Raw genomic sequence first — 25,231 nt, forward strand, 5'->3', positions numbered from 1 at the left:
ACGATGACTTGCCGGCTCGTCGCATTCGACTTCGACGGCACGCTCGCCGATTCGCTCGACTGCTTTCTCGCCGCACTGTCGGAAGCGTCGCGCCGGCACGGGTTTCGCGATGCCGATCCGGCATTGCGCCCGGCGCTGCGCGGGATGTCCGCGCGCGACATCATCCGCACGCTCGAAGTGCCGATGTGGAAGGTGCCGCGCGTGACCGCCGACATGCGCCGCCTGATGCAGCCGCGCATCGCGCACATCGCGCTGTTTCCCGGCGTCGAACCGACCTTCGACGCACTCGCGGCGCGCGGCATCCACATCGCGATCGCAAGCTCCAATACCGAAGCGATCGTGCGCGACCGGCTCGGCGCACCGGCGAGCCGTCGCGTCGCCTACTTCGCATGCGGCATCTCGCTGTTCGGCAAGGCGCGGCGGCTGCGCGCACTCGCACGCGAAGCGGGCGTGCGCCCCGGCGAGATGCTGTATGTCGGCGACGAGATTCGCGATGCCGATGCAGCGCGCCGCGCAGGTGTCGCCTTTCAGGGCGTCGCGTGGGGCTACACCGCGCCCGACGCATTGCAGTCGCATTGCGCGACACCGTTGCTGCCGACGCTCGACGCCTTGCTCGATTGCCTCTAGCGCGCTGCGCGATATCGCCACACCCCACATCACCACGATGAACTGCGTGTGACAGGCGCGTTCATCGCGGCTGCCTTCCGCTCGCAAAAATTGCCGGCATCCTGCCGCACGCCGGTATCCACTACCTGAACGCGAGCTTGCATCCCGATTCGTCTTACTAACCGTTACACAAGCCACAGCACCGTTGCACCTGCTACCCGATCGCGCTTCTAGAATCAGTCGGGCCGGAACTCGCTTCGACCGGCGCCGCGGCAGAGCGGCGGTCGAATCCGGCCCGGGCGCGCCCGGTCTCTCGCACAGCTACGGATCACGCGATCCGTCTTTCAACCAGAGCCCCGATCGAAAGGAGGTCCCATGAACCGCTTTCCCCAAATCTCGCGCCTTGCCCTGTCTGCCGCTGGCCTGCTTCTCGTCGCCGTGACGGCGACCGCGAACGCGCAAACCGCCCAACCGTCGCCGTCCGCGCCGGCTGCCGCGACCGCGCGCATCCACGAAGCCGACCAGGCCTTCATCACCGACGGCACGAAGACCGTGTCGACGCAGCACGACGCGGCGCGCATCGCCGATTCGCGCACGTCGGACAGCCAGGTCAAGGCCTTCGCGCAACGCGTGTCGACCGACGACGAGAAGATCATCCAGGCGATGCGTGCGGCCAGCCCACGCGGCGTCGACGTGCCGGCCAACGATCCGGACACGACCGTGCTGGACGGCATCAAGAACCTGCGCGGCGCGGAGTTCGACAAGGCCTATATCGAACAGGTTGCGCTGGCCGGCCAGCAGAAGGCGATCTCGGCGTTCCAGGCAGAAATCGCGTCGGGCCGCGACGCGAAGCTGAAGGAAGTCGCACGCCAGTCGCTGCCGATGCTGCAGGCCCACTACGCGGAAGCGCAGAAGCTCGCGCAGCGTCACCACCTCGCATCGGCGCAGTAACGCGCTGCGCCGCCGCGCATTGCGCGCGGCACTGCCGTTCCCCCGGCGTCGCGCCGCCGCTCCCCTGCCGGCGGCGCGCTGCACGGCGGCTCGCCCCGCATGCACTTCACGGACGTCACGCGCGCATCGCGAGCCTCGCGCGCAGGCGCGCATCCACGTCGGGCCATTCGTCGTCGATGATGCTGAAGCGCACCGAGTTGCGCTTGCGGCCGTCGGGCATGATCCGCTCGTGACGCACGATCCCCTCCTGCTTCGCGCCGAGCCGCAGAATCGCGGCACGCGATTTCTCGTTCAGCTCGTCGGTCGTGAACTGCACGCGCACGCATCGCAGCGTGTCGAACGCATACGCGAGCAGCAGCCATTTCGCCTCGGTGTTCACGCGCGTGCGCTGCGCCGATTCGCTGAGCCACGTATGGCCGATTTCGAGCTTGCGGTTGTCCCGGTCGATCTTCCAGAAGCGCGTGCTGCCGACCACGCGATCCGACTCGCGATCGACGATCGCATAAGGCATCACGGTGCCGGCCGCGCGCCCGCGCAACGCCGTGTCGATATACGCGTCGACCGTGTCGGCGTTCGGTACGGCCGTCACTTTCAGGTTCCACAGCCGGCCGTCCGCGGCCGCATCCAGCAGCGCCTGCCGATGGGCCGGTTCGAGCGGACGCAGTTCGACGCGCTCGCCGGTCAGGGTCGGTTGTTCCGGTAACGATGCGGCGTCGGTCATGACGGATTCCGTTGAAGTAAGGGCACGCACGGCAAAGCGTCCATCATACGGCCCGTGCGCGCGGACCGCTTCACGACGATTGCGCGCGCGGGCCGAGCAGCGCCGCGAGCCGGCGGCGAATCGCCTTTGCCTCGTCGCGCAGCGCGTCGGCGAATGCATCGACGAGCAGGCTCTTCGGGCGGTGCTCCGGCACGATCACGCTGACGCGGTATGGAAACGAACGCTCGAGCGGCCGCACATGCAGGTCGCGGCCGACGAAATCGAGCGCGGTCAGCGGATTGACGATCGCCGCGCCGAGGCCCTGCCGCACGAACGCACACACCGACACCGCCGACGGCGTCTCGACCACCGAACGCGGTGCGACGCCGAGCTGCGCGAACGCGTCGTCGATCATGATCCGGTACGGGTCGTTCAGCGACAAACTCACGAACGGGCGATCGGCGAGATCCGCCAGCGCGATCGCGTCCTTCGCGAGCAGCGGATGGCCGTCCGGCAGCACGCACACTTCGTCGACTTCGAGCAGCGGCGCGAGCACGGTGCCGGGCGGCGCGACGTCGTGCTCGGTCAGCCCGAGATCGTAGCGCTGCGCGGTCAGCCACTCCTCGAGTACCGGCGATTCCTGCGTCGCGACCGACACGCTGACGCCCGCGTGCGCATCGTGGAAACGCCGGCATGCGCCGGGCAGGATCGCATGCGAGAACGCCGGCAGCGCGATCACCGATAACTGCCCGTCGCGAAACTCGCGCAGGCGCGCGGCGGTCGCCGACACGCGTTCGAGCCCCACATAAGCGAGCCGCACGTCGTCGAACAGCGTGAGCGCGGCCATCGTCGGGCGCAGCCGGCCGTGCGTGCGCTCGAACAGCGCGAAGCCGACCGCCTGCTCCATCCGCGCCAGCTCGCGGCTGATCGTCGGCTGCGACGTGTACAGCATCTCGGCCGCGCGCGTCGTGTTGCCCGTGACCATCAGCGCGCGAAACACCTCGATGTGGCGATGCGTGAGCGTAGCCATCTATATCAGGAATGAATCGAATCTCGATAAATCGGCATTTTACTGGATAGTCGATCGCGCGCATCATGACGGCTGTCCGTCCATTCGACCCGATCGATTCGCCATGTCCCTCGATTCCCGCCAGCTCGCTGCGCTCGCGCAGCAATACGGCACCCCGCTGTGGGTGTACGACGCCGACGTCATCCGCGACCGCATCGCGCAACTGCGCCAGTTCGACGTGATCCGCTACGCGCAGAAGGCGAACTCGAACCTGCATATCCTGAAGCTGATGCGCGACGCAGGCGCCTGCGTCGACGCAGTGTCGCTCGGCGAGATCGAGCGCAGCCTCGCGGCCGGGTTCAGCCCCGCCGGCGAACCGGAAGGCGTCGTGTTTACGGCCGACCTGATCGACCGCCCGACGCTCGCGGCCGTGCTGAAGCACGGCGTGACCGTGAACGCGGGCTCGCTCGACATGCTGGCGCGCGTCGGCGAGCAGGCGCCCGGCCATCGCGTGTGGCTGCGCGTCAATCCCGGCTTCGGCCACGGCCACAGCAACAAGACCAACACCGGCGGCCCGCAGAGCAAGCACGGCATCTGGATCGACGACGTGCCGCGCGCGATCGAGATCGTGCGCCAGTACGGGCTGAAGCTCGTCGGCATCCACATGCATATCGGCTCGGGCGTCGATTACGGCCACCTGTCGCAGGTCTGCGATGCGATGGTCGACCTCGTCGCGTCGCTCGGCCACGACATCGACGCGATCTCGGCCGGCGGCGGGCTGTCGATCCCGTATCGCGACGGCGAGCCGCGCGTCGACGTCGACCACTATTTCAAGCAGTGGGACGCCGCGCGCAAGCGGATCGAACGGCATCTCGGCCACGCGGTGCGCATCGAGATCGAGCCGGGCCGCTTCCTGGTCGCCGAAGCCGGCACGCTCGTCACCGAAGTGCAGGCCGTGAACCGTCGGCCGAAGCACGACTTCGTGCTGATCGACGCCGGCTTCAACGACCTGATGCGACCGTCGATGTACGGCAGCTATCACGCGGTGTCCGTGCACGCGCACGACGGTGCGCTGCCCGAAGGCAGGCCGCTCGTCGACATCGCGATCGCGGGGCCGCTGTGCGAGTCGGGCGACGTGTTCACGCAGGACGCGGGCGGCGTGGTCACGCACCGCCGGCTCGCGCAGCCGCAGATCGGCGATCTGCTGTTCCTGCACGACGCGGGCGCGTATGGCGCGTCGATGTCGTCGAACTACAATAGCCGGCCGCTCGCGCCGGAAGTGCTGGTCGATCGCGGCACGCCGCGGTTGATTCGCCGCCGCCAGACGATCGACGAATTGCTCGCGCTGGAAACCTTCGAGTAACGCGCCTTCGCGGATCGCGGCCAGGCTTGCCGGAAGCGGCATGCCTGGCCGTTTTGCTTTTTGGCGCATGGTCGCGGCGCCGTCGCGCGCAACCCGCGATGCCGCGTCGTAGTAACCGATCCTTCACATCGTGCGCAACCGCAGCACAATGCTAGTGCCACCACCCGAACGCGAAAAATAATTTTCCACACATCGCAGAAAGTGCGCGCGTTTTTGGAAACACTTTCCCTTTTGACAAAACTAAGATTGCCGTCAGTCGTTCAGCATTTGTGAGCGCCGGACACGCGCCGATGCGTACCGGTCTACACCACAGACAAGCCGCACGGGCAATCATGAATATCTTGCTTGAACTCCTCGCCGCGCACCGACCCGCGTTCAGCATGAAGCTCGCGCAGTCCTTCACGCGCTTCGCGGTGCACACGCCTTAACGCGCCTGTCGGCGGGCGGCACGTGCCGCCGTCCGCCGCCCCGCTTCTCCCGCCGCATCACCGCGGCCCGCTTCCCGCCCACGGCGACGCCGCCCGTCGCCGCGGACGCGCACACCCCGAAAGTTTCGACGACAACCACGGAGACAACCATGAAGCGCCTCACCCCGACGTTCACGCGAGCCTGTACCGCCGCCCTGCTGTGCATCGCCGCCACGACATCCCACGCGGCGGATCTTCTCGACACGGTCAAGCAGGCCGGCGTACTGAAGATCGCGCTCGAAGGCACCTACCCGCCGTTCGACTACCGCAACGCCGACGGCCAGCTCGAAGGCTTCGATGTCGATGTCGCCAAGGCGGTCGCCGCGCGCCTGGGCGTGAAGCCGCAATTCGTCACGACCGAATGGAGCGGCATCCTCGCCGGGCTGCAGGCCGGCAAATTCGACGTGATCGTCAACCAGGTCGCGATCACGCCGTCGCGCAGGCAGGCGCTCGATTTCAGCCAGCCGTACGTGTATTCGTCCGCGCAACTGTTGCAGCGGCAAAACGATGCGCGCGCGTTCCGCTCGCTCGACGAACTCAAGGGCAAAAAGGTCGGCGTAACGATGGGCAGCAACTATGTCGATCTCGTGAAGCGCGTGCCCGCGATCGATCTGCAGGTTTATCCGGGCACGCCGGAAAATCTGCGCGACCTCGCGGCCGGGCGCATCGACGCGGCGGTCAACGACCGCCTGATGCTCAACTATCTGATCAAGAACTCGCACCTGCCGCTGCGCCCCGGTTCGGTGCTGGCGGACGGCGCGGACGAGATGGGCATTCCGTTCCGCAAGGGCAATCCGAAGTTCGCGAAAGCGCTCGACGACGCGATCGCGTCGCTGCAGCAGGACGGCACGCTGAAGAAGATCTCGATGCAGTGGTTCGGCACCGACACCACGAAGCCCGTCACGCAGTAAGCCCGCTCACCGGTGCGAGGCCGCCCGCAGCGACGGACGGCCTCTATGCAAAACAATCTGGAGACATGCGATGGAAGCACTCGATCTCGTCATTCATACGCTCCCCGTGATGGTGCAAGGCGCGGCGCTCACGCTGAAGTTCGCGGTGTCGTCGATGATTCTCGGCCTGCTCGCCGGACTCGCGATCGCCGTCGTGCGCATCGGCGGCAACCGCTTCGCGGCCGGCGTCGCGCAAGGCTATGTCAGCGTGATGCGCGGCACGCCGCTGCTCGTGCAGATGTTCGTCGTCTACTACGGCTTGCCCGACCTCGGCATCACGCTCGATCCGACCACCGCCGGCATCTTCACGCTGACGCTCAACGCGGCCGCGTATCTGTCCGAAAGCATGCGCGGCGCGATTCTCGGCATCGGCCGCGGGCAATGGGCGGCCGCGCACAGCCTCGGCCTCACGCATGTGCAGACGCTGCGCTACGTGATCTGCCCGCAGGCGCTGCGCCTCGCGGTGCCGAGTCTCGGCAACACGCTGATCAGCCTGATCAAGGACACGTCGCTGGTGTCGGTGATCACCGTGACCGAACTGCTGCGCTCGACGCAGGAAGCGATCGCCGCGACGTTCCAGCCGCTGCCGCTGTACCTCGCGGCCGCCGCGATCTACTGGGTGCTGAGCACGCTGCTGTCGCGGCTGCAAGGCCGCGTCGAATCGCGCCTCGCGCTGCCGGCCGCGCATTGAGCGTGGCCGCCACTCAACCCGACATCGACAACGGACAGAACATGATTACGCTCGACAACGTATCGAAGTGGTATGGCAGGCATCAGGTGCTCGCGGATTGCAGCGCCGCGGTCTCGAAAGGCGAAGTGGTCGTCGTGTGCGGGCCGTCCGGCTCCGGCAAGTCGACGCTGATCAAGACGATCAACGGCCTCGAACCGTTCCAGAAAGGCAGCATCACCGTCGACGGCATGCGGCTCGACGATCCGGCCGCGAAGCTCGCGCAACTGCGGGCGCGCGTCGGCATGGTGTTCCAGCACTTCGAGCTGTTTCCGCATCTGTCGATCATCGACAACCTGACGCTCGCGCAGCGCAAGGTGCTCGGCCGCGGCAAGGACGAGGCGATCGACACCGGCCGCAAGCTGCTCGACCGCGTCGGTCTCGCCGCGCATGCGAACAAGTATCCGGGGCAGCTGTCGGGTGGCCAGCAGCAGCGCGTCGCGATTGCCCGCGCGCTGTCGATGAACCCGGTCGCGATGCTGTTCGACGAGCCGACCTCCGCGCTCGACCCCGAGATGATCAACGAGGTGCTCGACGTGATGGTCGAGCTCGCGCGCGACGGCATGACGATGGTGTGCGTCACGCACGAGATGGGATTCGCGCGCAAGGTCGCGCATCGCGTGATCTTCATGGACCAGGGCACGGTGGTCGAGGACGCAGCCAGCGACACGTTCTTCGCTGCGCCGCGCTCCGAACGCGCGCGCGATTTCCTCGACAAGATCCTGCATTGAACGCCCGTACCGGCATGCCGAAGCTTCCGACCGATCCACACCCCGACCACAGGACGATATCTTGACCCAGCTCCCTTCCATCGACACGGTTCTCGCCCATGAAGGCCGTTCGCACGGCCAGCCCGGTTCGCCGGTCAATCCGCCCGTGTACCGCCAGTCGACGCTGCTCTTTCACGACACCGACGCGCTCGACACGGTACGCGGCACGCCGCTCGCCTACGGCCGCCACGGCAGCCCGACCACGCGCGCACTCGAAAAGGCGCTCGCGCGCCTCGAAGGCGCACATGCGGCGCTGCTGACGCCGAGCGGGCTCAGCGCGATCACGACCGCGCTGCTCGCGGTGCTGAACCCGGGCGACCATCTGCTGATGACCGATTCCGCGTACGACCCGACCCGTTCGTTCTGCGACGAGACGCTTGTGCGGCTCGGCATCGACACGACGTACTACGACCCGTCGCTCGGCGCGAACATCGCGTCGCTGATGCGGCCGAACACGCGTGCGGTATTCACCGAATCGCCCGGCTCGCTGACCTTCGAGGTGCAGGACATCCCGGCGATCGCACGCGTCGCGCACCGCCACGGCGCGGTCGTGCTGCTCGACAACACATGGGGCACGCCGCTGAATTTCCGGTCGTTCGCACATGGCGTCGACGTGTCGATCCACGCGGCGACCAAATACATCGCCGGCCATTCCGACGTGCTGATGGGGGCGATCCTGACGACCGAGGCGCTCGCGCCGAAAGTCACGCGTTGCTATCGGCAGCTCGGCATGACCGTCAGCGGCGACGATGCGTATCTCGCGCTGCGCGGCTTGCGCACGTTGTCGGTGCGGCTCGAGCGGCACCAGCGCAATGCACGGGTGCTGACCGACTGGCTCGCGGCGCAGCCCGAGGTCGCGCGGATCCTGTATCCGGCGCGTGCCGGCGATCCCGGTCATGCGATCTGGCAGCGCGACTTCACGGGCGCCTGCGGACTGTTCGGCGTGGCGCTGCATCCGCAGCCCGACGACGCGCTGCGCGCGCTGCTCGACGGGATGACCTGCTTCGGCATGGGCTACAGCTGGGGCGGCTTCGAGAGCCTGATCATCCCGGCCAACCCGTCGCGTCACCGCACGGCGACGCGCTGGGCGGCAACGGGGCCGTTGCTGCGGATCCACGCGGGCCTCGAAGATCCGGACGACATGATCGCCGACCTCGACGCCGGCTTCGCGAGAATGCGCGCCGCCGCGCTTGCGACGGCCTAATGCGCCGCCCGCTCGTCATCACGCTTTCTTCAACGTACGACCTCAACCTTCCAGCGAGACACATATGAAAGACACCCTGTTCATCCTGCGCCCCGGCTTCTTCAAGGACAGCGACGGTCCGTTCTACTGCGGCGATTCGGTTGCCGTCGAAGGGCTGCTGAGTTTCTATCCGCAGCTGCGCGATGCGGTCGACGTCGAATACGTCGATGCGCCGCGGCCGCGCCAGCCGATCGTCGCGCTGATCGGCGCGGACAACCAATCGGCGCCAGTACTGGTGCTCGGCCGCGACCGGATGCCCGCCGACGGCACGATCGCGACGCGCGAGCACAACGGGCGGCACTTCATCGATTCGCCGGCCGACATCCGAAGGTATCTGTCGTCACAGTATGGCGTCGCGCACGCAGCCTAAACGCGTCGCGCCGACGGCCGAACACCGGCGGTAACGCGTGCCGTGGATCGCCCGATCCGCGGCACGCGTCGCCCCGCACACGCGCACCTCACCCCGCGCGCCGCACCGGCACCGCCTTCGAAAAATACTTCGCGCCCGCCACGCACCCGACGACAACAGCCGTCACGATCACCATCGACCCCGGCACCGCTTCGTGCAACAGCCCTGCCGCGAGCAGCAGCCCGAAGAACGGCTGCAGCAACTGCAACTGGCCGACGCCTGCGATCCCGCCGAGCGCGAGCCCGCGATACCAGAACACGAAGCCGATCAGCATGCTGAACAGCGACACGTACGCGAGCCCCCACAACGCGGTCGCATCGACGCCGTCGAACGACGCAGGCCGCGTGATCCATGCGAGCGGCAGCATCAGCGGCAGCGACAGCACAAGCGCCCACGAGATCACCTGCCAGCCGCCGAGGTCGCGCGACAGCCGCGCCCCTTCCGCATAGCCGAGCCCGCACGCGACGATCGCGGCCAGCATCAGCGCATCGCCGAGCACCGACGCGTGGCCGCCATTGCGCAGCGCGAATAGCGCGACCGCGCCGCTGCCGATCAGCGAAAACACCCAGAACGGCGCGCGCGGTCGCTCGCCGCCGCGCCACACGCCGAACAGCGCGGTCGCCAGCGGCAGCAGCCCGACGAACACGATCGCATGCGCGGACGTCACGTGCCGCAGCGCGAGCGCGGTCAGCAGCGGAAAGCCGACCACGACGCCGAGTGCGACGATCAGCAGCGAGACGGCTTCGCTGCGCGTCGGCCGCTTCTGCTTCAGCATCGCGAGCAGCAGCAGCCCGAGCGCGCCGGCGATCGTCGCGCGCGCGAACGTGAGGAACAGCGGGTCGAGGCCCTGCACCGCGACCCGCGTCGCAGGCAGCGAGCCGCTGAAGATGATGACGCCCAGCAGACCGCTGAGCCATCCGTCGGTCGTCTTTTGCACGGAAAATCCTGAACGGGTGATAGGGGGATGACCGATGATCCGCCGCCCGCGAAAAGCGCGTAAGCTACACCCCAATACAATTTCGCCAAACTGTACTGAACAATCGGCCGTACAGTTCATCGCCCGCCATGACCCGCTCCGCCCCGAACCCGACTCCGCCCGCCGCGTCGCGCACGCGCGTGGAAACCGTGATGGACACGCTGCGCGCGCGCATCGCGAGCCGCGCGCTGATGCCCGGCGCGCGCGTGCCGTCGATCCGGATGATGGCCGACGCGCTGCATGTGTCGAAGTCGACGGTCGTCGACGCGTACGAACGGCTCGCGAGCGAAGGCGTGCTGGTCGCGCGGCGCGGATCGGGTTTCTACGTGTCCGGGCACGCGCCGCCGCTCGCGCTCGCGGATCTCGGCCCGCGCCTCGATCGCGAACTCGATCCGCTGTGGCTCACGCGCCAGTCGCTCGAATCGGCGCCGACCGCCGTGAAGCCCGGCTGCGGCTGGCTGCCGGCGTCGTGGCTGCCGGACGAGAGCCTGCGCCGCGCACTGCGCGCCGCATCGCGCGACGAACCGGATGCGCTGACCGACTACGCAACGCCGTCCGGCCTGCCCGCGCTGCGCCAGCAGCTTGCGTGGCGGCTCGCGCAGCATGGCGTCCATGCCGAGCCCGCGCAAATCATGCTGACCGACAGCGGCACGCAGGCGCTCGATCTCGTGTGCCGCCTGCTGCTGGAACCGGGCGACACGGTCGTGCTCGACGATCCGTGCTACTTCAACTTCCACGCGCTGCTGCGCGCGCATCGCGCGCGGATCGTCAGCGTCCCGTACACGCCGAACGGGCCCGATCTCGCGCGCTTCGAACAGACGCTCGTCGAGCATCGACCGCGCCTTTACATCACCAACGCGGCGCTGCACAACCCGACCGGCGCGACGCTCGCGCCGCCCGTCGCGCATCGGCTGCTGACGCTCGCGGCCGAGCACGGACTGCTGATCGTCGAGGACGACATCTTCGCGGATTTCGAAACCACGCCTGCGCCGCGGCTCGCGGCCTTCGACGGGCTGTCGCGCGTCGTGTCGATCGGCAGCTTCTCGAAGACGCTGTCGGCCGCCATCCGCTGCGGTTATGTCGCCGCGCGCCCCGAGTGGATCGACGCACTCGTCGACCTGAAGCTCGCGACGTCGTTCGGCCATGCGCAGATCGGCGCAAGCGTCGTGCATCGGCTGCTCGTCGACGGCACCTACCGGCGCCATCTCGACAGCCTGCGCGCGCGCCTCGCGGACGCGATGGGCGAAACGATCCGGCGGCTCGCACGCGCGGGGCTCGCGATCTGGACCGAGCCGCGCGGCGGGCTGTTCGTATGGGCGCAGCTGCCCGACGGGCTCGACGCCGCGCGCGTCGCGCGCCATGCACTCGACCACGACGTCGTGCTGGCCCCTGGCAACGTGTTCAGCGCGTCGCACAGCGCGACGTCGTACCTGCGCTTCAACGTGTCGCGCTGCAAGGGGCCGGCCGTGTTCGATGCGCTCGCGCGCGCGATGGACGCGGCGCGCGCGTCGGGCGCGTCATGTCAATCGAGATCGGCGGCCGACTCGGGCAGGATCGGCCGGTCCGGCACGCTCGCCTGCGATCCGCGCGACACGGCGTAGTACAGCAGGCCCGGCACGACGATGCCGACGATCCACGACACGTCGACGCCGCCCAGCGCATCGACCCACGCCCCGGTATAGAACCCGGTCGCGACAAACGGCATCTGCACGAGCACGCCGAGCGCATACACGACGATGCCCGCGACGTTCCAGCGACCGTAGCGGCCGTCGGGTTCGAACAGCGCCGGCACGTCGTAGCGTTCGCGCGTCACGCAGTAGTAGTCGACGAGGTTGATCGCGCTCCACGGCGTGAAGAATACGAGCAGGAACAGCAGGAACGACGAGAACGCCTTCAGGAAATCGTGCTGCCCGGCGAGCGCGATGCCGCTCGACGCGGCGACGGTCAGCAGCACGAACGCGATTCGCGTGCGCGGCGAGATTTCGCGGCGGCCGCCGAAGCCGGTCAGGATCGCCGCAACCGACATCACGCTGCCGTACGCGTTGAGCGTCGTGATCGTCAGCTTGCCCAGCGCGATCGTCAGATAAAGCACCGCGGCAATCGCACCCGTTGCGCCGAGGCCGACGATGAACGACACCTCGTGGCCGGAGAAACGGTCGCCGGCCAGCGCGGCGGCCAGCACGCCGAACGTCATCGATACCTGCGCGCCGATTACCGTGCCGCAGAACACCGCCGCGAAGGTCTTGCCGGGCGGCGTCGATCTCGGCAGATAGCGCGAATAGTCGGCGACATACGGCCCGTATGCGATCTGCCACGACGCAGACAGCGACACCGCGAGCAGGAACGATGCAACGGTGAAATGCCGGTTCGCGAGCAGCGCGCCGAATGCATGCCCGTGCAGCAGGCTCGCGAACAGGTACAGGAACGCGAGCGAACCGACGATGCTCGACACGCGGCCCATCGCGTGGATCGTCCGGTAGCCGAGGCCGGTGAGCAACACGACGAGCGCCGAGAAGATCAGGATCGCAGCCGGCCGGCCGACGTTCAGCAGCTCGGCGATCGCCTGTCCGGCCAGCACGGTCCCGCCCGCCGAGAAGCCGACATACATCACGCAGACGAGCGCGAGCGGCACGATCGCGCCGTACACGCCGAACTGCACGCGGCTCGAAATCATCTGCGGCAGCCCGAGCTGCGGCCCCTGCGCACCGTGCAGCGCCATCACCGCTCCGCCGAGCAGCTGCCCCGCCAGCAGGCCGACCAGCGACCAGAACACGTCGCCGCCCAGCACGACCGCGAGCGCGCCGACGACGACCGCGGTGACCTGTAGGTTCGCGCCGAACCACAGGGTGAATTGACTGAAGAGATTGCCGTGGCGCTCGGCTTCGGGAATATAGTCGATCGAGCGGCGCTCGATCAGCGACGGACTGGCGACAGATGAAGCGGTACGTTCCATGCTCGGCTCCTGACCGGTGGAAAACTGCGCTTGAGGTTCGCTCGGTGCCCGTGCCGCGCCGCCGGCGATTCGTCGTCGGCGCGGACCCGGTCCCTTGCGTGGTTCGCGCGTCGGTCGCAACGATGCGGCGGCGCGCGCAGGATCGACCGATCCTGAACGGGTGTTGAAATCAGAGCGACGCGGTCAGCGCCGGGACCGTCTCGTGCAAATCGCCGACGAGACCGTAGTCGGCGACGCTGAAGATCGGTGCTTCGGGATCCTTGTTGATCGCGACGATCACCTTCGAATCCTTCATGCCGGCCAGATGCTGGATCGCACCCGAGATGCCGACCGCGATGTACAGCTGCGGTGCGACGATCTTGCCGGTCTGGCCGACCTGATAGTCGTTCGGCACGTAGCCCGCGTCCACTGCCGCGCGCGAGGCGCCGAGTGCGGCCGACAGCTTGTCCGCCAGCGGCTCCAGCACCTTCGTGTAGTTCTCGCCGCTGCCCAGACCGCGGCCGCCCGAGACAATGATGCTTGCCGACGTCAGTTCAGGACGATCCAGCTTCGTCACTTCACGGCTCACGAACTGCGACTTGCCTGCGTCTGCCGCCGCGTCGATCTTCTCGACCGACGCGCTGCCGCCTTCGGCCGCGACCGGATCGAAACCCGTCGCACGCACCGTGATCACCTTGATCGGGTCGCTCGACTGCACCGTCGCGATCGCGTTGCCGGCGTAGATCGGGCGCTCGAATGTGTCGGCACTGTCAACCGCCGTGATGTCCGAGATCTGCGCGACATCGAGCTTCGCTGCGATACGCGGCGCGATGTTCTTGCCGTACGCGGTTGCCGGCGCGAGGATGTGCGAGTAGTCCTTCGCAATGTTCAGCGCGGTCGCTTCGACGTTTTCCGCGAGGCCCGCTTCGAGCTGCGGCGCATCGGCCAGCAGCACCTTCGCCACGCCGGCGATCTTCGCTGCTGCGTCCGCAGCCGCTTGCGCATTGTGACCCGCGACCAGCACGTGAATGTCGCCGCCGATCTTCTGCGCCGCCGCCACCGTGTTCAGCGTCGCGGCCTTGATCGACGCGTTGTCGTGTTCCGCAATAACCAGAATCGTCATTTCTATCCGCTCCCTCTTACAGCACCTTGGCTTCGGTCTTCAGCTTCTCGACCAGCGTCTTCACGTCCGGCACCTTCACACCGGCCGCGCGCTTCGTCGGCTCGGCCACCTTCAGCGTCTTCAGACGCGGCGCGACGTCCACGCCGAGGTCTTCCGGCTTCACCGTTTCCAGCGGCTTCTTCTTCGCCTTCATGATGTTCGGCAGCGTCACGTAGCGCGGCTCGTTCAGGCGCAGGTCGGTGGTGACCACCGCCGGCAGCGTCAGCGACAGCGTTTCCGCGCCGCCGTCGACTTCGCGTGCCACGGTCGCCTTACCGTCGGCAATGGTGACCTTCGATGCGAACGTCGCCTGCGGCAGGCCTGCCAGCGCGGCCAGCATCTGGCCGGTCTGGTTCGAATCGTCGTCGATCGCCTGCTTGCCGAGGATCACGAGCTGCGGCTGCTCCTTGTCGACCAGCGCCTTCAGGATCTTCGCCACAGCCAGCGGCTCGACGCCGTCGTTCGACTCGACGAGGATCGCGCGATCCGCGCCGATCGCCAGCGCCGTGCGCAGCGTTTCCTGCGCCTGGGCCACCCCGACCGACACCGCAACCACTTCGGTCGCCACGCCCGCTTCCTTCAGGCGCACGGCTTCCTCAACGGCGATCTCGTCGAACGGGTTCATCGACATCTTCACGTTCGCGATATCGACGCCCGTGTTGTCCGACTTCACGCGGACCTTCACGTTGTAATCGACCACTCTTTTCACTGGCACCAGAATCTTCACCATTCGTCTCCTTGTCTCGTTTCGTTCGCCGTCACGCCAGCATCGTGCGTGCGATCACCGTGCGCTGGATCTCGGACGAGCCTTCGTAGATCCGCAGGATCCGCGCATCGCGCACGAGGCGCTCGATCCGCATTTCGCGCGTAAAGCCGTAGCCGCCGTGAACCTGCAACGCGGCGTCGGTCACGAATGCGACCATTTCCGATGCATACAGCTTCGCCATCGACGCCTGGTCGGTAAACGGCTCGCCGGCCGCACGCCGCGCGGCGGCCTGCAACGTGAGCAGCCATGCGGCTTCGAGTTGCGTCTTCATGTCGGCGAATCGCCATTGCAAGCCCTGCTTGTTCGCGAGCGGTTCGCCGCCGACGTGGCGCTGCTTCGCCCAGTCGACCGCGTCGCCAAGCGCCGCTTCCGCGATCCCGAGGCTCGTCGCCGCGACGTCGAGGCGGCTGTTGTCGAGCACCTTCATCGCGGTGCGAAAGCCGCTGCCCTCGTCGCCAAGCCGGTTCGACGCCGGCACCACGCAATCGAACGCGACTTCGTGGGCGGGCGCGCCGTGAATGCCCATCAGCTTTTCCGGCGCGGACACCGACACGCCCGGCGTGTCGCGATCGACGACGAATGCGCTGATCCCGCGCGTGCCAAGACCGGGCGCGGTTTTCGCATAGACGACGATGAACTGCGCCGCATCCGCGTTCGAGATGAAATGCTTGACGCCGCGAATGCGATAAGCGTCGCCGTCGCGCACCGCCTGCGTGGTCATGCCGGCCGGGTTCGAACCGGCCTGCGGTTCGGTCAGCGCGAACGCGCCGAGCTTCGCGCCGGTCGCGGCGTCCGGCAGGTAGCGCGCGCGCAATGCGTCGTCGCCGCCGATCAGCACCGAGTCGGTCGCCAGATAGTGCGCGCCGATCATCGACGACGTCGCCGCGCAGGCCTGCGCGATCTCGGCCAGCGCGAGGATGATCGCAGCCGGCGATGCGCCGATGCCGCCCCATCGCTCCGGCAGGTTCATCCCCATCACGCCGAGCTCGGCGAGTGCCGGTACGTAGCGCGTCGTCGAGGTTTCGTCGCGATCGACCTGAGCCGCATGCGGCGCCAGTTCGGCTTGCGCAAAGCGGCGGATCGCATCGGCAATTTCGAGGTCGGCGTCGCCGACGCCGAGTCGTTTAAGCATCGTTCATCTCCTGATGGATGTTGGTCTGGCGCGACGTGGCGGCCGCCGGGTGGATGACGCCGGCCTGCGCCAGCGCGGCGATCGCCGCATCGTCGAGGCCGAGCACGCGTTCGAGCACCGCGTGTGTGTGTTCGCCGAGCTGCGGCGCGCGTGTCGTGCGCGTATCGGGATAGGCGGAAAACTTCAGCGGCTGCGCGGGCAGCCGGATCGTCGATCCGTCGGCCGCGGCCGTCTCGACGAGCACGCGGCGCACGTGCGCGTGGTCGCTCTCGAGCGCCTGCTGCACGCTGCGGATCGGCGCGACCGGAATGCCCGCCGCGCCGAGCGCCGCATTGACGTCGGCGACCGAGCGCGTCGCGGCCCACTGCTCGATACACGCGCGCAACGCCGCCTCGTGCGTGCAGCGCGACGCATCGGACGCGAAACGCGGATCGTCGATCAGTGCCGGATGGCCTATCGTGTGAGCCAGCAGGCCGAACAGCTTGTTGTTGAGCACGGCGACGACGAAATGCCCGTCCGCCGCGCGATACGCGCCGAACGGCGCGGAGGTCGGATGGCGATTGCCGACGCGCGGCTGCGCGACGCCGGTGGTCGCATAGCGTGCGACCAGCGCCGCGGTCAGGTTCAGCGTCGCGTCGAACATCGACACGTCGACATGCGTGCCCGCGCCGGTGCGATCGCGCGCGACGAGCGCGGCCAGCACGCCCCATGACGCGAAGATTCCGCTGATTACGTCGGATACCGAATCGCCGACCAGCGTCGGTTCGCCGTCCGGTGCGCCGGTCGCGTCCATCAGCCCGCACATCGCCTGCAGGATGATGTCGTACGCGGGTCGGCGCGATTCCGGTCCGGTCTGCCCGAACCCCGACACGCTCGCGTAGATCAGCCGCGGATCGCGCGCCGACAGCGCCGCGTAGCCGATCCCGAGCCGCTCGGCGACGCCCGGCCGGAAATTCTCGACGACGACGTCCGCCTGCGCGCACAGCGCTTGCGCGAGCGCCTGCCCGTCGTCGGTCTTCAGGTCGATCACGACGCTGCGCTTGTTGCGGTTCATCGCGCCGAACAATCCGCTCTCGCCGTTCGCGAACGGGCCGATCGCGCGATAGTCGTCGCCCGCCGGCGGCTCGATCTTGATCACGTCGGCGCCGAGGTCGCCGAGCAGCGCAGAACACAACGGCCCCGCCAGTACCCGGGAAAAATCGATCACGCGTATGCCGTCGAGCGGCAGCCTGGACACAGTCACGGCATCTTTCTCCTGAAGGTCGGGCCAAGTTGGCCGATGCGGTGATTCTGGTCGAGCGAGGCAATCAGATAAAATACTGGAATAAATTAACGCCTATAAGATTTTCATATGGGTTCGACATGGCGCTATCGCTGAGACTGCTACGCTATTTCGTCGCGGCCGCCGAAGCCGGCAGCACGACCGCGGCCGCGGCCCGGCTCAATGTGTCGCAGCCGTCGATATCGGTCGCGATCCGCGAACTCGAGGCGCTGTTCGACGATCCGCTGTTCACGCGCGGCGCCGGCACGCGGATGACGCTCACGCATTTCGGCGAACGCAAGCTTGCCGAAGCGCGCCAGTTGCTCGCGTCGGCGTCCGCGTTCGCGACCGACGACGTCGGCGACGAACCGGGCGGCGTCGTGCAGATCGGCGTGTTCAGCACCATCGCGCCCGTGTATCTGCCACGCGTGCTGGAACTCGCGCAACAGCGCCATCCGCGGCTCGCGATCCGGTTCGTCGAAGGCGATCTCGCGCAGCTCGACATCGCGTTGCACAAGCAGCAGATCGACTTCGCACTGATGTACGACGTCGGCCTGCCCGAAGATATCGAACGCGAATGTCTCGCCGAATTGCGGCCGTACGCGCTCGTACCGGCCGGCTCCGCGCTCGCGAAGCGCAAGCGCGCGATTTCGCTGCGCGATCTCGCGGCGCAGCCGTTCATCCTGATCGACCTGCCGTACAGCCGCGATTTCCTGATGGCGCCGTTCTGGCAATGCGGGCTGTCGCCGAACGTGCGCTATCGAGCCGTGTCGATCGAACTCGTGCGCGCGATGGTCGCGAGCGGGCTCGGCGTGTCGCTGCTGATCACGCAAAGCCCGGCCGTCACGCGCTCGCCGCTCGTCGTCGAATGTCCGATCCGCGAATCGACGGTGATCCAGCCGCTGGTGATCGCGCGGCTCGCGCGCGCCGCACGCACGCGCGCATCGGAAATCGCGGCGGCCTGTGTGCGCGATGCGGTCGCCGAGGCGATGCGCACGCGCATTCGATCGGCCGGACGGCAAACCGCATCGTGACGTCCGGCGCTTCGCGAAGCGCCATCGCGCCTCGCAGCCCGGCTTATGCTTCGCCCGCGTGCGCCCTCGCCCGCACCTCGGCAAACGACGCGTCGACGAGCAGCCGCCCCGTATCGAACACCGTTTCGAGCGCTTCGTCCCACTCGCCCTCCAGCGCGCGATCGTCCCATGCGACAGGCAGCGTCGCGGTCCGGTACTCGCCGGTGCGGCGATGGCGCAGCAACGTGAGCCGCCCCTTCTTCGAACGCTTGCCCTGGTCGGTGACCGGATCCTTGCACACGTCGTGCCATACGCCGTCGCGCCGGATCGCCGAGCACTTCATCGCGAAACGCTGCGTGTCGCGATTCACCTGCTGCAACAGCGCGCCGCCCATCCCGAACACCACGTTGCCGGCCGCGTAGCCCGCATCGTCGAGCGCGGCCAGAATCGCACCGATCGACTGCTCGTCGATGCCGTCGCCCTGGATCACGCGCACGTGATTCAGCACGCGCCGCCCCTTGCCGTTCAACGTCGATCCGAACGATGCATCGAGCGCGCGCACCGTCTGCAGCACGATCGACACCGGCTCGCCCGAATCGGGCCGCACGACCAGCGTCGCACCCGAGTCGATCACCGCCTGTCGCAGTTCGCCGCCCCACATGTCGAGCGCGGCGAACAAATCGTAGGAATCCGACACGACCGATACGATCGCGCCGGGCAAACCGAAACGCGCGATCATGTTCCGGTACGCATCGACTTCGGCTTCGCGCCCCCACGACGTGATCGTGCTGTGCTCGGCGGCCGGCACCGAATAGGCGGCCATCGGCTCGCGATAGAAACGGTTCGCGGCCAGCACGCCTAGTACCGTATCCGAACCCATGAAGCTGACGAGATGCGCGGCCCCGCCGATCGCGGCCGACTCCGCACTCGACACGCCGCGCGCGCCGAAATCGTGCAGCTTGAACGGCAGTTGCGCGAGATCGTCGTCGGTCTTTTCGAGGAAGCGGCGGATCGTCTGCCGCATGTGCCAGCTCTGCGTCGCGACCGTCACCGGATACCACACGCGCAGCAGCATCGTCTCGAGATACGACGCGAGCCAGAACACGGCGGGATCGTCGCATTCGACGGTCATCAGCACGTTGTGCACCGGCACGATCGAGCCTTCCGGCACCGCGCGGATCTTCACGGGCAGCCAGCCGTCGTAGCGCTCGACGATGTAGCGCCAACCCGCCTCGTTGAACGGTTCGCCGTGCACCGCGAAGAAGTCGCGCGCGTCGTCGACCATCGCGTGCGTGACCGGCTTGCACAGATATGCCTTCAGCAGCATCTGCAGGCCGAAGAACAGCGTGCGGTCGTAGCGTCCGCCGCGCGATTCGACGTACGAGAACATCGCCGTCGCGTCGGGCGGATATTGCAGGAAGTGGGAAGCCTTGTACGAATCCGTGTTGAGAATCGGATTGGCGAGAACCGCGGCAAAGCCGCCGAGATCGTTTTGCATGGCTAGAGCTCCTCTAGGCCGTTGGAATGCCGCCGCGTCTGTCGCGGCGGACGGGAATGCGGGGAATCAGCGGATCACAGCTTCCCCAGGAAGTGATACGCGATGTCGAAGTGATCCTCGAACATCACGTTGCGCATCTGCGCGAATTCGTTGAGCGGGACCCAGCGCGCCTTGTCGGCGTCGTCGCTGCCCTTCACGCGCGGCAGCTCGCCGGTCGGGAAATTGAACAGGCATGCGTGCGTGATCGTGCGGCCGCGCAGCGAGCGCGTCGGATGATCGAACACCTGGCGATCCCTGATCGAGCCGCGCAGCACCGGTTCCGGCAGCTTCAGGCCGGTCTCCTCGCGCAGCTCGCGGATGCAGGCCGCATCGAGCCGCTCGTCCTGGTTCACGAACCCGCCCGGCAGCGCCCACAGGCCACGGCCCGGTTCGCTGCGCCGGCGCACCAGCAGGATGTGGCCCGAGTGCACGACGACCGCATCGACCGTCACGAACGTGACCGGGTACGGCGCGGCTGCCCATGCCTTGCGATAGGCGGCGATGAACTCGGCCTCGGCCTTCAGCTGCACGAACTCCGGCTGCGTGCGGAAGCGTTCGAGCCAGCCGAACACCGGTTCCGGCACGGCCCACTGCACGAAGCTGTTGGTGCGTTCGGCGAAATACTGGTCGCGGATCTCGGTCGCGGAAATATCTTCCGTCGCATCGACGTCGACCAGTTCCCATTGCGGGAACATCCGCAGGTAATACGAGGTCGCGTCCTTCTCGTGGCCGATCAGCCCGACCTTGCGCTGTGCGACATCGCCGAGCGCGGACGCGACGGCATCCTGCACCCAGCGCACCCAGTCGCCGTCGTTGTACGTCGAATCCTGCACGGGCGCGATCGTCACGCGCTCGCGTTCGGCTGCGTCGAGCAGCGAAGCCAGCATCTGCCGGCGCTCGTCGAACGAAAACGGATCCTTGACGGTGCGGGGCTTGTCGGTCGACCCGATCAGCACGCAGACGCGCTCGGCGCGGCTCAGTGCCGATTTCAACACGTTCAGGTGACCACGATGCGGAGGCTGGAAACGACCGATGAAAACGAGCGCGTCGAAGCGCCGGTTCTGTTGCGTACTCATGAGGCTCCCTCAAGAGATTGAAACGCTTCGGGTCTGTCCCGAAGGCATGACGCGTATCGTAGGATTCTTTTCGAGATGCGTCAATCGAGCGGCTATTCGACTTGACGAAGTCTGAAAGAAATATCCGGTACCGCCGCGCTACACTCGATTGCATCCACAGTCCGCGCGAAAGCGCCCGCCATCATGAGGATCTCAGTCAGCCGGATCGTCGGCGTCGATCGCCGCCGCCTGTTCACGTGGTCGCAGGATTACGGACGGCGGCTCGTGTGGGACAGCTTCCTCGCCGACGCGTACCTGCTCGACGGCACGGCCGCCGATGTCGGCGTCGATGCGTTCTGCCGCAGCAACTCGGGCGCGACGATGGTGTCGCGCTATATCTCGTACCGGCCGCCGCAGGTCGCGGCCGTCGAGATGGTCGACGGCCCGAAGGTGCTCGCGCGCTTCAGCGGCAGCTGGAATTTCACCGAGCGCGCGCCGGGCTCGACCGAGGTCAAGTTCACCTACCACTTTCGCGCGCGGCCCGGCTGGCTGCGCTGGCTGCTCGAACCGCTGATCGGTGCGTTCTATCTGATGCAGACGCGCCGGCGTCTCGATTCGTTCAAGCGCTGGGCCGAGGCGGAAGCGCTGCCGCACTGACGGGCGGCGCAGCGCGCGCGCCGCGATGCCGTCATTGCGCCGCAGCCGGCGCCCGCTATAATCGCGCGACATTCCGACTGCGCATGCAGGCCGACGATACCGCGCCCTTCGACGCGGCCGTATGCCCGCCTCGACAACAACAATGACGAACCGAACCCTCCGACGCCTTCGCCCGTTCGCGCGCGCCGCCGCGCACCTGCTGACATGCGTGCCGCTGCTGGGCGCATCGCCGGCGCTGCAGGCGGCCGATGCCGTCACGCCGGCCGGCTCGCAGCGCTATATCGTCGTCGATACCGGACACACGCCGGCCCACCCCGGCGCCACCGGCGCGAGCGGACGCGTCGAGTACCTGTACAACCTCGACCTGTCCGCGGCAGTCGCCGAGAAGCTCGCCGCGCACGGCGACCGCGTGCTGCGCACGTCGGCCGACGGCCGCGAGATCGCGCTCGACCAGCGTTCGACGCAGGCGCCCGACGCGAACCTGTTCGTGTCGATCCATCACGACTCGATGCAGCAGCAGTTCATCGACGCGGGTCGGCAGCGCGAATTCCGCGGCTTCGCGGTATTCGTGTCGGAGCGCAATCCGCACTATGCGGACAGCCTGCGTTGCGCGAAAGCGATCGCCGAGCGGCTGGTCGCGGCCGGCGAACGGCCGTCGCTGTATCACGCGCAGCCGATTCGCGGCGAGAATCGCCCGCTGGTCGATCCGCAACTCGGCATCCATCGCTTCGACGATCTCGTCGTGCTGCGCACCGCGCCGATTCCGGCGGTGCTCGTCGAAGCGGGCGTGATCGTCAATCCCGACGAGGAGGCGCGGCTCGCGCGGCGCGAAACGATCCAGCGCCTGTCCACCGCGATCGCGGGCGGGATCGACGCGTGCACGGCGCCGATGTGACGACGCGCCCGTCGGCTTCAACGGTTTTCACCCAGCCAGGAGCATCACCATGAAGAACAAGAATCTGCTCGCATCCTGCGCGCTGCTCGCGCTCGCCGTTCCGTTCGCCGCGCACGCGGCGGGCTGCGCGAAACCGCATAGCGCATTCGACCAGGTGTATTGCAGCAGCACGCAGTTCTCGCAGAGCGACCGCGAGCTCAACGACGCATACGGCCGCCTGCGCAAGCAACTGAGCGGCGACCAACAGGCGGCACTGAAAGCCGGCCAGCTTGCATGGTTGAAGCAGCGCGACGCGCAGTGCAGCGAGACCCGCAACAACGGCTATCTCGTGGATCTCCAGTGCGCGACCGACATGACGCAGTCGCGGCTGTCGTTCCTGCGCGAGCGCGAACGCGAATGCGCGAGCACCGGGTGCGTCGCGTCGAAGCTCGGCGAGTAGGTTCGTCGCGCAGGCCGTGCCGCGAGAGATTGTCCGGCACGGCGCTTTGTCAGCGTCAGGGGCTGGCGATGCGACGAGAATCCGTTGAACTGCTCGTCGCAGGCCGCCCGTCCCGGCATCATGCCGGCCTCATCGCGTCGCGACTCACAGAAACCACCGGTACTCGCGCGCGCCGATCTCGTTGCGAAAATCCAGTTCCTCCTGCCGCTTGTTCTCGCAATAGACCATCACGAACTCGCTGCCGAGACCGTCGCGCACGGCGGCATGATCCTGCATCGCCGCAACCGCCGACAGCATCTCCTTCGGGAAATCGATCCCGCTGCCGCGATCGTCGTTGAGCGGCGCGATCGGTTCGATGCGCGCATCGAGCCCGTGCTCCATGCCGGTCAGGATCGCGGCAAGCACCAGATACGGATTCGCATCGGCGCTCGCGAGACGATGCTCGATCCGCAGGTTGCGCGCGTCGGACTCCGGAATCCGGATGCACGCGTCGCGATCCTCGAAACCCCAGCTCGCGCGGCTCGCGGCATTCACCATCGATCCGTAGCGCCGGAACGCATTGTGGTTCGGCGCGAACACCGGCATGCAATGCGGCAGCAGCGCGAGGCATCCGCCCACCGCGTGCCGCAGCGGCCGCTGCCCGTCCGCCGCGAGCAGGTTGCGCCCCGCTTCGTCGTACAGGCTCACGTGCACGTGCATGCCGCTGCCCGGCGCATGCAGGTACGGCTTGCCCATGAAGCTCGCGCGATAACCGTGGCGCAGCGCGACGCCGCGTGTGCTGCGGCAGAACAGCGCCGACCAGTCGGCCGCGCGCAAGCCGTCGTCGGTATGGCCGAAGTTGATCTCGAACTGGCCGGGCCCGAGTTCCGCGGTGATCACCGTCGCATCGACACCCTGCTCGCACGCGGCCTCGACCATCTCGTGCAGCACGTCGGAAAAGCGCGACAGGCGCTCGATATGCATGTTCGGCTGATCGTCGCGGTCGTCGCTCAGGCGATCGCGCGGATACTGCGGCATCCCGTCCGCGAGCTGCGCGGCAAACAGGTAGAACTCGAGCTCGAACGCGACGACCGGCCGGATGCCGCGCGCCGCGAACCGCCGCAGCACGCGCGCGAGCACTTCGCGCGGTTCGAACTCGATCGGCGCATCGGTGCCGTCGGAACTGATCAGCATCTGCGCGAGCGGCTGCCGCTCCCAGCGTACCGGCTTCAGCGTGCCGGGAATCAGCCGGCGCGGCGCATCGGGGTCGCCGTCGTTGAAACAGTAGTCGCCGATCTTGTAGAGGCCGCCCTGCGTGCCGAGCAGCACGCAGTTCTGCGGCAGCTTCAGCAGCGAACCCGACGCGACCTTCTCGAGCGCATCGATCGGATAGCGCTTGCCGTAGAAGTGGCCGGGCAGGTCGAGGCAGATCAGGTCGACATAACGGATCTCGGGGTGCGCCTGCCGGAATGCGCGGACTTCATCGATCAGCGCGGGAACGACGTCTGCCATGTCTCATCCTTTCCATTTGTATGACGGTGCCGCATCGCGACACCGGATTCGCACGGCATGCTCTGCGCCGCACGTCCCACCTCGATCAGTACTGCAAACTCCCGATTCGAAACGGCGGCCCCGCCCGGCCGCCTGCGTTACGCGTGGCTCAGGTGAACACCCAGATCACGCGCGCCGGCCGGTCGCCGAGGTTCGCATAGCGAAACCGCTTGTGCGCGGGAAGCTGGAAGGCGTCGTTCGGCCCGAGCGTGACGGGCGTGTCGTCGCCGTCTATCCAGATCGTCAGCTCGCCTTCGAGCACGAAGCCGCCCTGCTCGTCGCTGTCGTCGACCGGCCGCTCGCCGCTGCTCGCGCCGGGCGCGAGATGGCTTTCGAGAATCGAAAAGCGCGCGCGCATGTTCGGCGACACGAGGATGTCCGTGATGCCGGCCGCGTAATACACGGTGCGCCGCTCGTCGGGCCGCGTGACCCACGGCACGCTGCGCGGCTTGCTCAGGCTGTAGAAATACGTGGTCGGCACGCCGAGCGCCTCGCCGATCGCGGTGAGATCCGCGACGGTCGGGCGCGACAGGCCGCGCTCGACCTGCGACAGAAAGCCGACCGAGCGGCCGATCCGCTCCGCGAGGTCGTTGAGCGTGACCTTGCGATGCTTGCGCAGGTCGCGGATCAGGATCGCCAGACTTTCTATCTCTTCCTGTTCGTTCATGATGGTTTCCGGTG

General features: G+C 67.5%; 25 protein-coding genes. 13 read left to right on the forward strand and 12 right to left on the reverse strand.

The window, feature by feature from the left end:
• The first annotated feature begins 3 nt into the window (after positions 1-3).
• Both BST28156_RS17090 and BST28156_RS17095 read left to right on the forward strand, forming a co-directional pair.
• Positions 4-627, forward strand: a complete 624-nt coding sequence (locus tag BST28156_RS17090; protein WP_174902847.1) for an HAD hydrolase-like protein — start codon at positions 4-6, stop codon at positions 625-627.
• A 354-nt stretch (positions 628-981) separates the two neighbouring features.
• Positions 982-1,557, forward strand: coding sequence for a DUF4142 domain-containing protein (locus tag BST28156_RS17095; RefSeq protein WP_174902848.1), 576 nt, complete (start codon positions 982-984; stop codon positions 1,555-1,557).
• Between the two features lie 115 nt (positions 1,558-1,672).
• Here BST28156_RS17095 and BST28156_RS17100 read toward each other — a convergent pair whose 3' ends face one another.
• Together BST28156_RS17100 and BST28156_RS17105 are read right to left on the reverse strand one after the other, a co-directional pair.
• Complete coding sequence (locus BST28156_RS17100; RefSeq protein ID WP_174902849.1) at positions 1,673-2,278, reverse strand: GNAT family N-acetyltransferase; 606 nt, start codon at positions 2,276-2,278, stop codon at positions 1,673-1,675.
• A 70-nt stretch (positions 2,279-2,348) separates the two neighbouring features.
• Positions 2,349-3,287: a LysR family transcriptional regulator gene (locus BST28156_RS17105; RefSeq protein WP_060241417.1), complete on the reverse strand. Its 939-nt coding sequence runs from the start codon at positions 3,285-3,287 to the stop codon at positions 2,349-2,351.
• 103 nt (positions 3,288-3,390) lie between these two features.
• Between BST28156_RS17105 and lysA the strand changes: the two genes are divergently transcribed.
• From lysA to BST28156_RS17135, 6 genes are all read left to right on the forward strand, one after another.
• Positions 3,391-4,629 carry a diaminopimelate decarboxylase gene (gene lysA, locus BST28156_RS17110; RefSeq protein ID WP_174902850.1) on the forward strand — a complete coding sequence of 413 codons (1,239 nt, stop codon included), beginning with the start codon at positions 3,391-3,393 and terminating at the stop codon, positions 4,627-4,629.
• A gap of 577 nt (positions 4,630-5,206) precedes the next feature.
• The gene (locus tag BST28156_RS17115) at positions 5,207-6,007 is read left to right on the forward strand and encodes a transporter substrate-binding domain-containing protein (RefSeq protein ID WP_174902851.1); all 801 of its coding nucleotides are present in this window, start codon (positions 5,207-5,209) and stop codon (positions 6,005-6,007) included.
• A gap of 70 nt (positions 6,008-6,077) precedes the next feature.
• Positions 6,078-6,737 carry an amino acid ABC transporter permease gene (locus BST28156_RS17120; RefSeq protein ID WP_174902852.1) on the forward strand — a complete coding sequence of 220 codons (660 nt, stop codon included), beginning with the start codon at positions 6,078-6,080 and terminating at the stop codon, positions 6,735-6,737.
• A 41-nt stretch (positions 6,738-6,778) separates the two neighbouring features.
• A complete protein-coding gene (locus tag BST28156_RS17125; RefSeq protein WP_174902869.1) occupies positions 6,779-7,504 on the forward strand; it encodes an amino acid ABC transporter ATP-binding protein in 726 nt (241 codons plus the stop codon).
• 61 nt (positions 7,505-7,565) lie between these two features.
• A complete protein-coding gene (gene metC, locus BST28156_RS17130; protein ID WP_174902853.1) occupies positions 7,566-8,747 on the forward strand; it encodes a cystathionine beta-lyase in 1,182 nt (393 codons plus the stop codon).
• Positions 8,748-8,811: 64 nt separating this feature from the next.
• The gene (locus tag BST28156_RS17135) at positions 8,812-9,156 is read left to right on the forward strand and encodes a DUF3088 domain-containing protein (RefSeq protein WP_174902854.1); all 345 of its coding nucleotides are present in this window, start codon (positions 8,812-8,814) and stop codon (positions 9,154-9,156) included.
• Between the two features lie 88 nt (positions 9,157-9,244).
• Here BST28156_RS17135 and BST28156_RS17140 read toward each other — a convergent pair whose 3' ends face one another.
• The gene (locus BST28156_RS17140; protein WP_174902855.1) at positions 9,245-10,132 is read right to left on the reverse strand and encodes a DMT family transporter; all 888 of its coding nucleotides are present in this window, start codon (positions 10,130-10,132) and stop codon (positions 9,245-9,247) included.
• A gap of 128 nt (positions 10,133-10,260) precedes the next feature.
• Between BST28156_RS17140 and BST28156_RS17145 the strand changes: the two genes are divergently transcribed.
• A complete protein-coding gene (locus tag BST28156_RS17145; RefSeq protein WP_060241420.1) occupies positions 10,261-11,772 on the forward strand; it encodes an aminotransferase-like domain-containing protein in 1,512 nt (503 codons plus the stop codon).
• Here the strand turns inward: BST28156_RS17145 and BST28156_RS17150 are convergent.
• From BST28156_RS17150 to BST28156_RS17170, 5 genes are all read right to left on the reverse strand, one after another.
• Entirely contained in the window at positions 11,694-13,124 is a 1,431-nt protein-coding gene (locus tag BST28156_RS17150) for a purine-cytosine permease family protein (RefSeq protein ID WP_060241421.1), read from the reverse strand. The genes BST28156_RS17145 and BST28156_RS17150 overlap by 79 nt on opposite strands.
• A gap of 169 nt (positions 13,125-13,293) precedes the next feature.
• Complete coding sequence (locus BST28156_RS17155) at positions 13,294-14,226, reverse strand: electron transfer flavoprotein subunit alpha/FixB family protein (RefSeq protein ID WP_174902856.1); 933 nt, start codon at positions 14,224-14,226, stop codon at positions 13,294-13,296.
• 16 nt (positions 14,227-14,242) lie between these two features.
• Entirely contained in the window at positions 14,243-14,992 is a 750-nt protein-coding gene (locus BST28156_RS17160; protein ID WP_174902870.1) for an electron transfer flavoprotein subunit beta/FixA family protein, read from the reverse strand.
• 31 nt (positions 14,993-15,023) lie between these two features.
• Positions 15,024-16,163, reverse strand: a complete 1,140-nt coding sequence (locus BST28156_RS17165) for an acyl-CoA dehydrogenase family protein (RefSeq protein ID WP_174902857.1) — start codon at positions 16,161-16,163, stop codon at positions 15,024-15,026.
• Entirely contained in the window at positions 16,156-17,406 is a 1,251-nt protein-coding gene (locus BST28156_RS17170; protein ID WP_174902858.1) for a CaiB/BaiF CoA transferase family protein, read from the reverse strand. The genes BST28156_RS17165 and BST28156_RS17170 overlap by 8 nt, the downstream gene beginning before the upstream one ends.
• Positions 17,407-17,525: 119 nt before the next feature.
• Between BST28156_RS17170 and BST28156_RS17175 the strand changes: the two genes are divergently transcribed.
• Positions 17,526-18,458: a LysR family transcriptional regulator gene (locus tag BST28156_RS17175; RefSeq protein WP_174902859.1), complete on the forward strand. Its 933-nt coding sequence runs from the start codon at positions 17,526-17,528 to the stop codon at positions 18,456-18,458.
• A 43-nt stretch (positions 18,459-18,501) separates the two neighbouring features.
• On the opposite strand, the gene BST28156_RS17180 is transcribed toward BST28156_RS17175, so the two are convergent.
• Both BST28156_RS17180 and BST28156_RS17185 read right to left on the reverse strand, forming a co-directional pair.
• Positions 18,502-19,935, reverse strand: coding sequence for a nicotinate phosphoribosyltransferase (locus BST28156_RS17180; protein WP_174902860.1), 1,434 nt, complete (start codon positions 19,933-19,935; stop codon positions 18,502-18,504).
• Positions 19,936-20,009: 74 nt separating this feature from the next.
• Positions 20,010-21,050 (reverse strand): bifunctional nicotinamide-nucleotide adenylyltransferase/Nudix hydroxylase, encoded by a 1,041-nt coding sequence (locus BST28156_RS17185; protein ID WP_060245591.1) that lies wholly within the window; start codon positions 21,048-21,050, stop codon positions 20,010-20,012.
• A 183-nt stretch (positions 21,051-21,233) separates the two neighbouring features.
• Here BST28156_RS17185 and BST28156_RS17190 point away from each other — a divergent pair, with 183 nt between their 5' ends.
• The 3 genes from BST28156_RS17190 (at position 21,234) to BST28156_RS17200 (ending at position 23,020) form a co-directional block, all read left to right on the forward strand.
• Entirely contained in the window at positions 21,234-21,686 is a 453-nt protein-coding gene (locus tag BST28156_RS17190) for a type II toxin-antitoxin system RatA family toxin (protein ID WP_060245592.1), read from the forward strand.
• Between the two features lie 142 nt (positions 21,687-21,828).
• Positions 21,829-22,581, forward strand: coding sequence for an N-acetylmuramoyl-L-alanine amidase family protein (locus BST28156_RS17195; RefSeq protein WP_174902861.1), 753 nt, complete (start codon positions 21,829-21,831; stop codon positions 22,579-22,581).
• A gap of 49 nt (positions 22,582-22,630) precedes the next feature.
• Positions 22,631-23,020, forward strand: coding sequence for a lysozyme inhibitor LprI family protein (locus BST28156_RS17200; protein ID WP_060245594.1), 390 nt, complete (start codon positions 22,631-22,633; stop codon positions 23,018-23,020).
• A 144-nt stretch (positions 23,021-23,164) separates the two neighbouring features.
• Here the strand turns inward: BST28156_RS17200 and BST28156_RS17205 are convergent, their stop codons facing one another.
• Together BST28156_RS17205 and BST28156_RS17210 are read right to left on the reverse strand one after the other, a co-directional pair.
• Entirely contained in the window at positions 23,165-24,511 is a 1,347-nt protein-coding gene (locus BST28156_RS17205; RefSeq protein WP_060245595.1) for a glutamine synthetase family protein, read from the reverse strand.
• Positions 24,512-24,659: 148 nt separating this feature from the next.
• Entirely contained in the window at positions 24,660-25,217 is a 558-nt protein-coding gene (locus BST28156_RS17210) for a helix-turn-helix domain-containing protein (protein WP_009688584.1), read from the reverse strand.
• Positions 25,218-25,231 lie beyond the last annotated feature (14 nt).

It is taken from the genome of Burkholderia pseudomultivorans (genome assembly GCF_902499075.1).
In the GTDB taxonomy this organism is placed as follows: Bacteria; Pseudomonadota; Gammaproteobacteria; order Burkholderiales; family Burkholderiaceae; genus Burkholderia; species Burkholderia pseudomultivorans.

Coding starts and splice junctions, on each gene's coding strand:
- BST28156_RS17090 (WP_174902847.1), top strand. CDS start 4: ATGACTTGCCGGCTCGTCGCATTCGACTTCGACGGCACGCTCGCCGAT.
- BST28156_RS17120 (WP_174902852.1), top strand. CDS start 6,078: ATGGAAGCACTCGATCTCGTCATTCATACGCTCCCCGTGATGGTGCAA.
- BST28156_RS17185 (WP_060245591.1), bottom strand. CDS start 21,050: ATGAGTACGCAACAGAACCGGCGCTTCGACGCGCTCGTTTTCATCGGT.
- BST28156_RS17135 (WP_174902854.1), top strand. CDS start 8,812: ATGAAAGACACCCTGTTCATCCTGCGCCCCGGCTTCTTCAAGGACAGC.
- BST28156_RS17150 (WP_060241421.1), bottom strand. CDS start 13,124: ATGGAACGTACCGCTTCATCTGTCGCCAGTCCGTCGCTGATCGAGCGC.
- BST28156_RS17145 (WP_060241420.1), top strand. CDS start 10,261: ATGACCCGCTCCGCCCCGAACCCGACTCCGCCCGCCGCGTCGCGCACG.
- BST28156_RS17180 (WP_174902860.1), bottom strand. CDS start 19,935: ATGCAAAACGATCTCGGCGGCTTTGCCGCGGTTCTCGCCAATCCGATT.
- BST28156_RS17190 (WP_060245592.1), top strand. CDS start 21,234: ATGAGGATCTCAGTCAGCCGGATCGTCGGCGTCGATCGCCGCCGCCTG.
- BST28156_RS17125 (WP_174902869.1), top strand. CDS start 6,779: ATGATTACGCTCGACAACGTATCGAAGTGGTATGGCAGGCATCAGGTG.
- BST28156_RS17115 (WP_174902851.1), top strand. CDS start 5,207: ATGAAGCGCCTCACCCCGACGTTCACGCGAGCCTGTACCGCCGCCCTG.
- BST28156_RS17210 (WP_009688584.1), bottom strand. CDS start 25,217: ATGAACGAACAGGAAGAGATAGAAAGTCTGGCGATCCTGATCCGCGAC.
- BST28156_RS17100 (WP_174902849.1), bottom strand. CDS start 2,278: ATGACCGACGCCGCATCGTTACCGGAACAACCGACCCTGACCGGCGAG.
- BST28156_RS17200 (WP_060245594.1), top strand. CDS start 22,631: ATGAAGAACAAGAATCTGCTCGCATCCTGCGCGCTGCTCGCGCTCGCC.
- BST28156_RS17195 (WP_174902861.1), top strand. CDS start 21,829: ATGACGAACCGAACCCTCCGACGCCTTCGCCCGTTCGCGCGCGCCGCC.
- BST28156_RS17175 (WP_174902859.1), top strand. CDS start 17,526: ATGGCGCTATCGCTGAGACTGCTACGCTATTTCGTCGCGGCCGCCGAA.
- BST28156_RS17105 (WP_060241417.1), bottom strand. CDS start 3,287: ATGGCTACGCTCACGCATCGCCACATCGAGGTGTTTCGCGCGCTGATG.
- BST28156_RS17095 (WP_174902848.1), top strand. CDS start 982: ATGAACCGCTTTCCCCAAATCTCGCGCCTTGCCCTGTCTGCCGCTGGC.
- BST28156_RS17165 (WP_174902857.1), bottom strand. CDS start 16,163: ATGCTTAAACGACTCGGCGTCGGCGACGCCGACCTCGAAATTGCCGAT.
- lysA (WP_174902850.1), top strand. CDS start 3,391: ATGTCCCTCGATTCCCGCCAGCTCGCTGCGCTCGCGCAGCAATACGGC.
- BST28156_RS17205 (WP_060245595.1), bottom strand. CDS start 24,511: ATGGCAGACGTCGTTCCCGCGCTGATCGATGAAGTCCGCGCATTCCGG.
- BST28156_RS17155 (WP_174902856.1), bottom strand. CDS start 14,226: ATGACGATTCTGGTTATTGCGGAACACGACAACGCGTCGATCAAGGCC.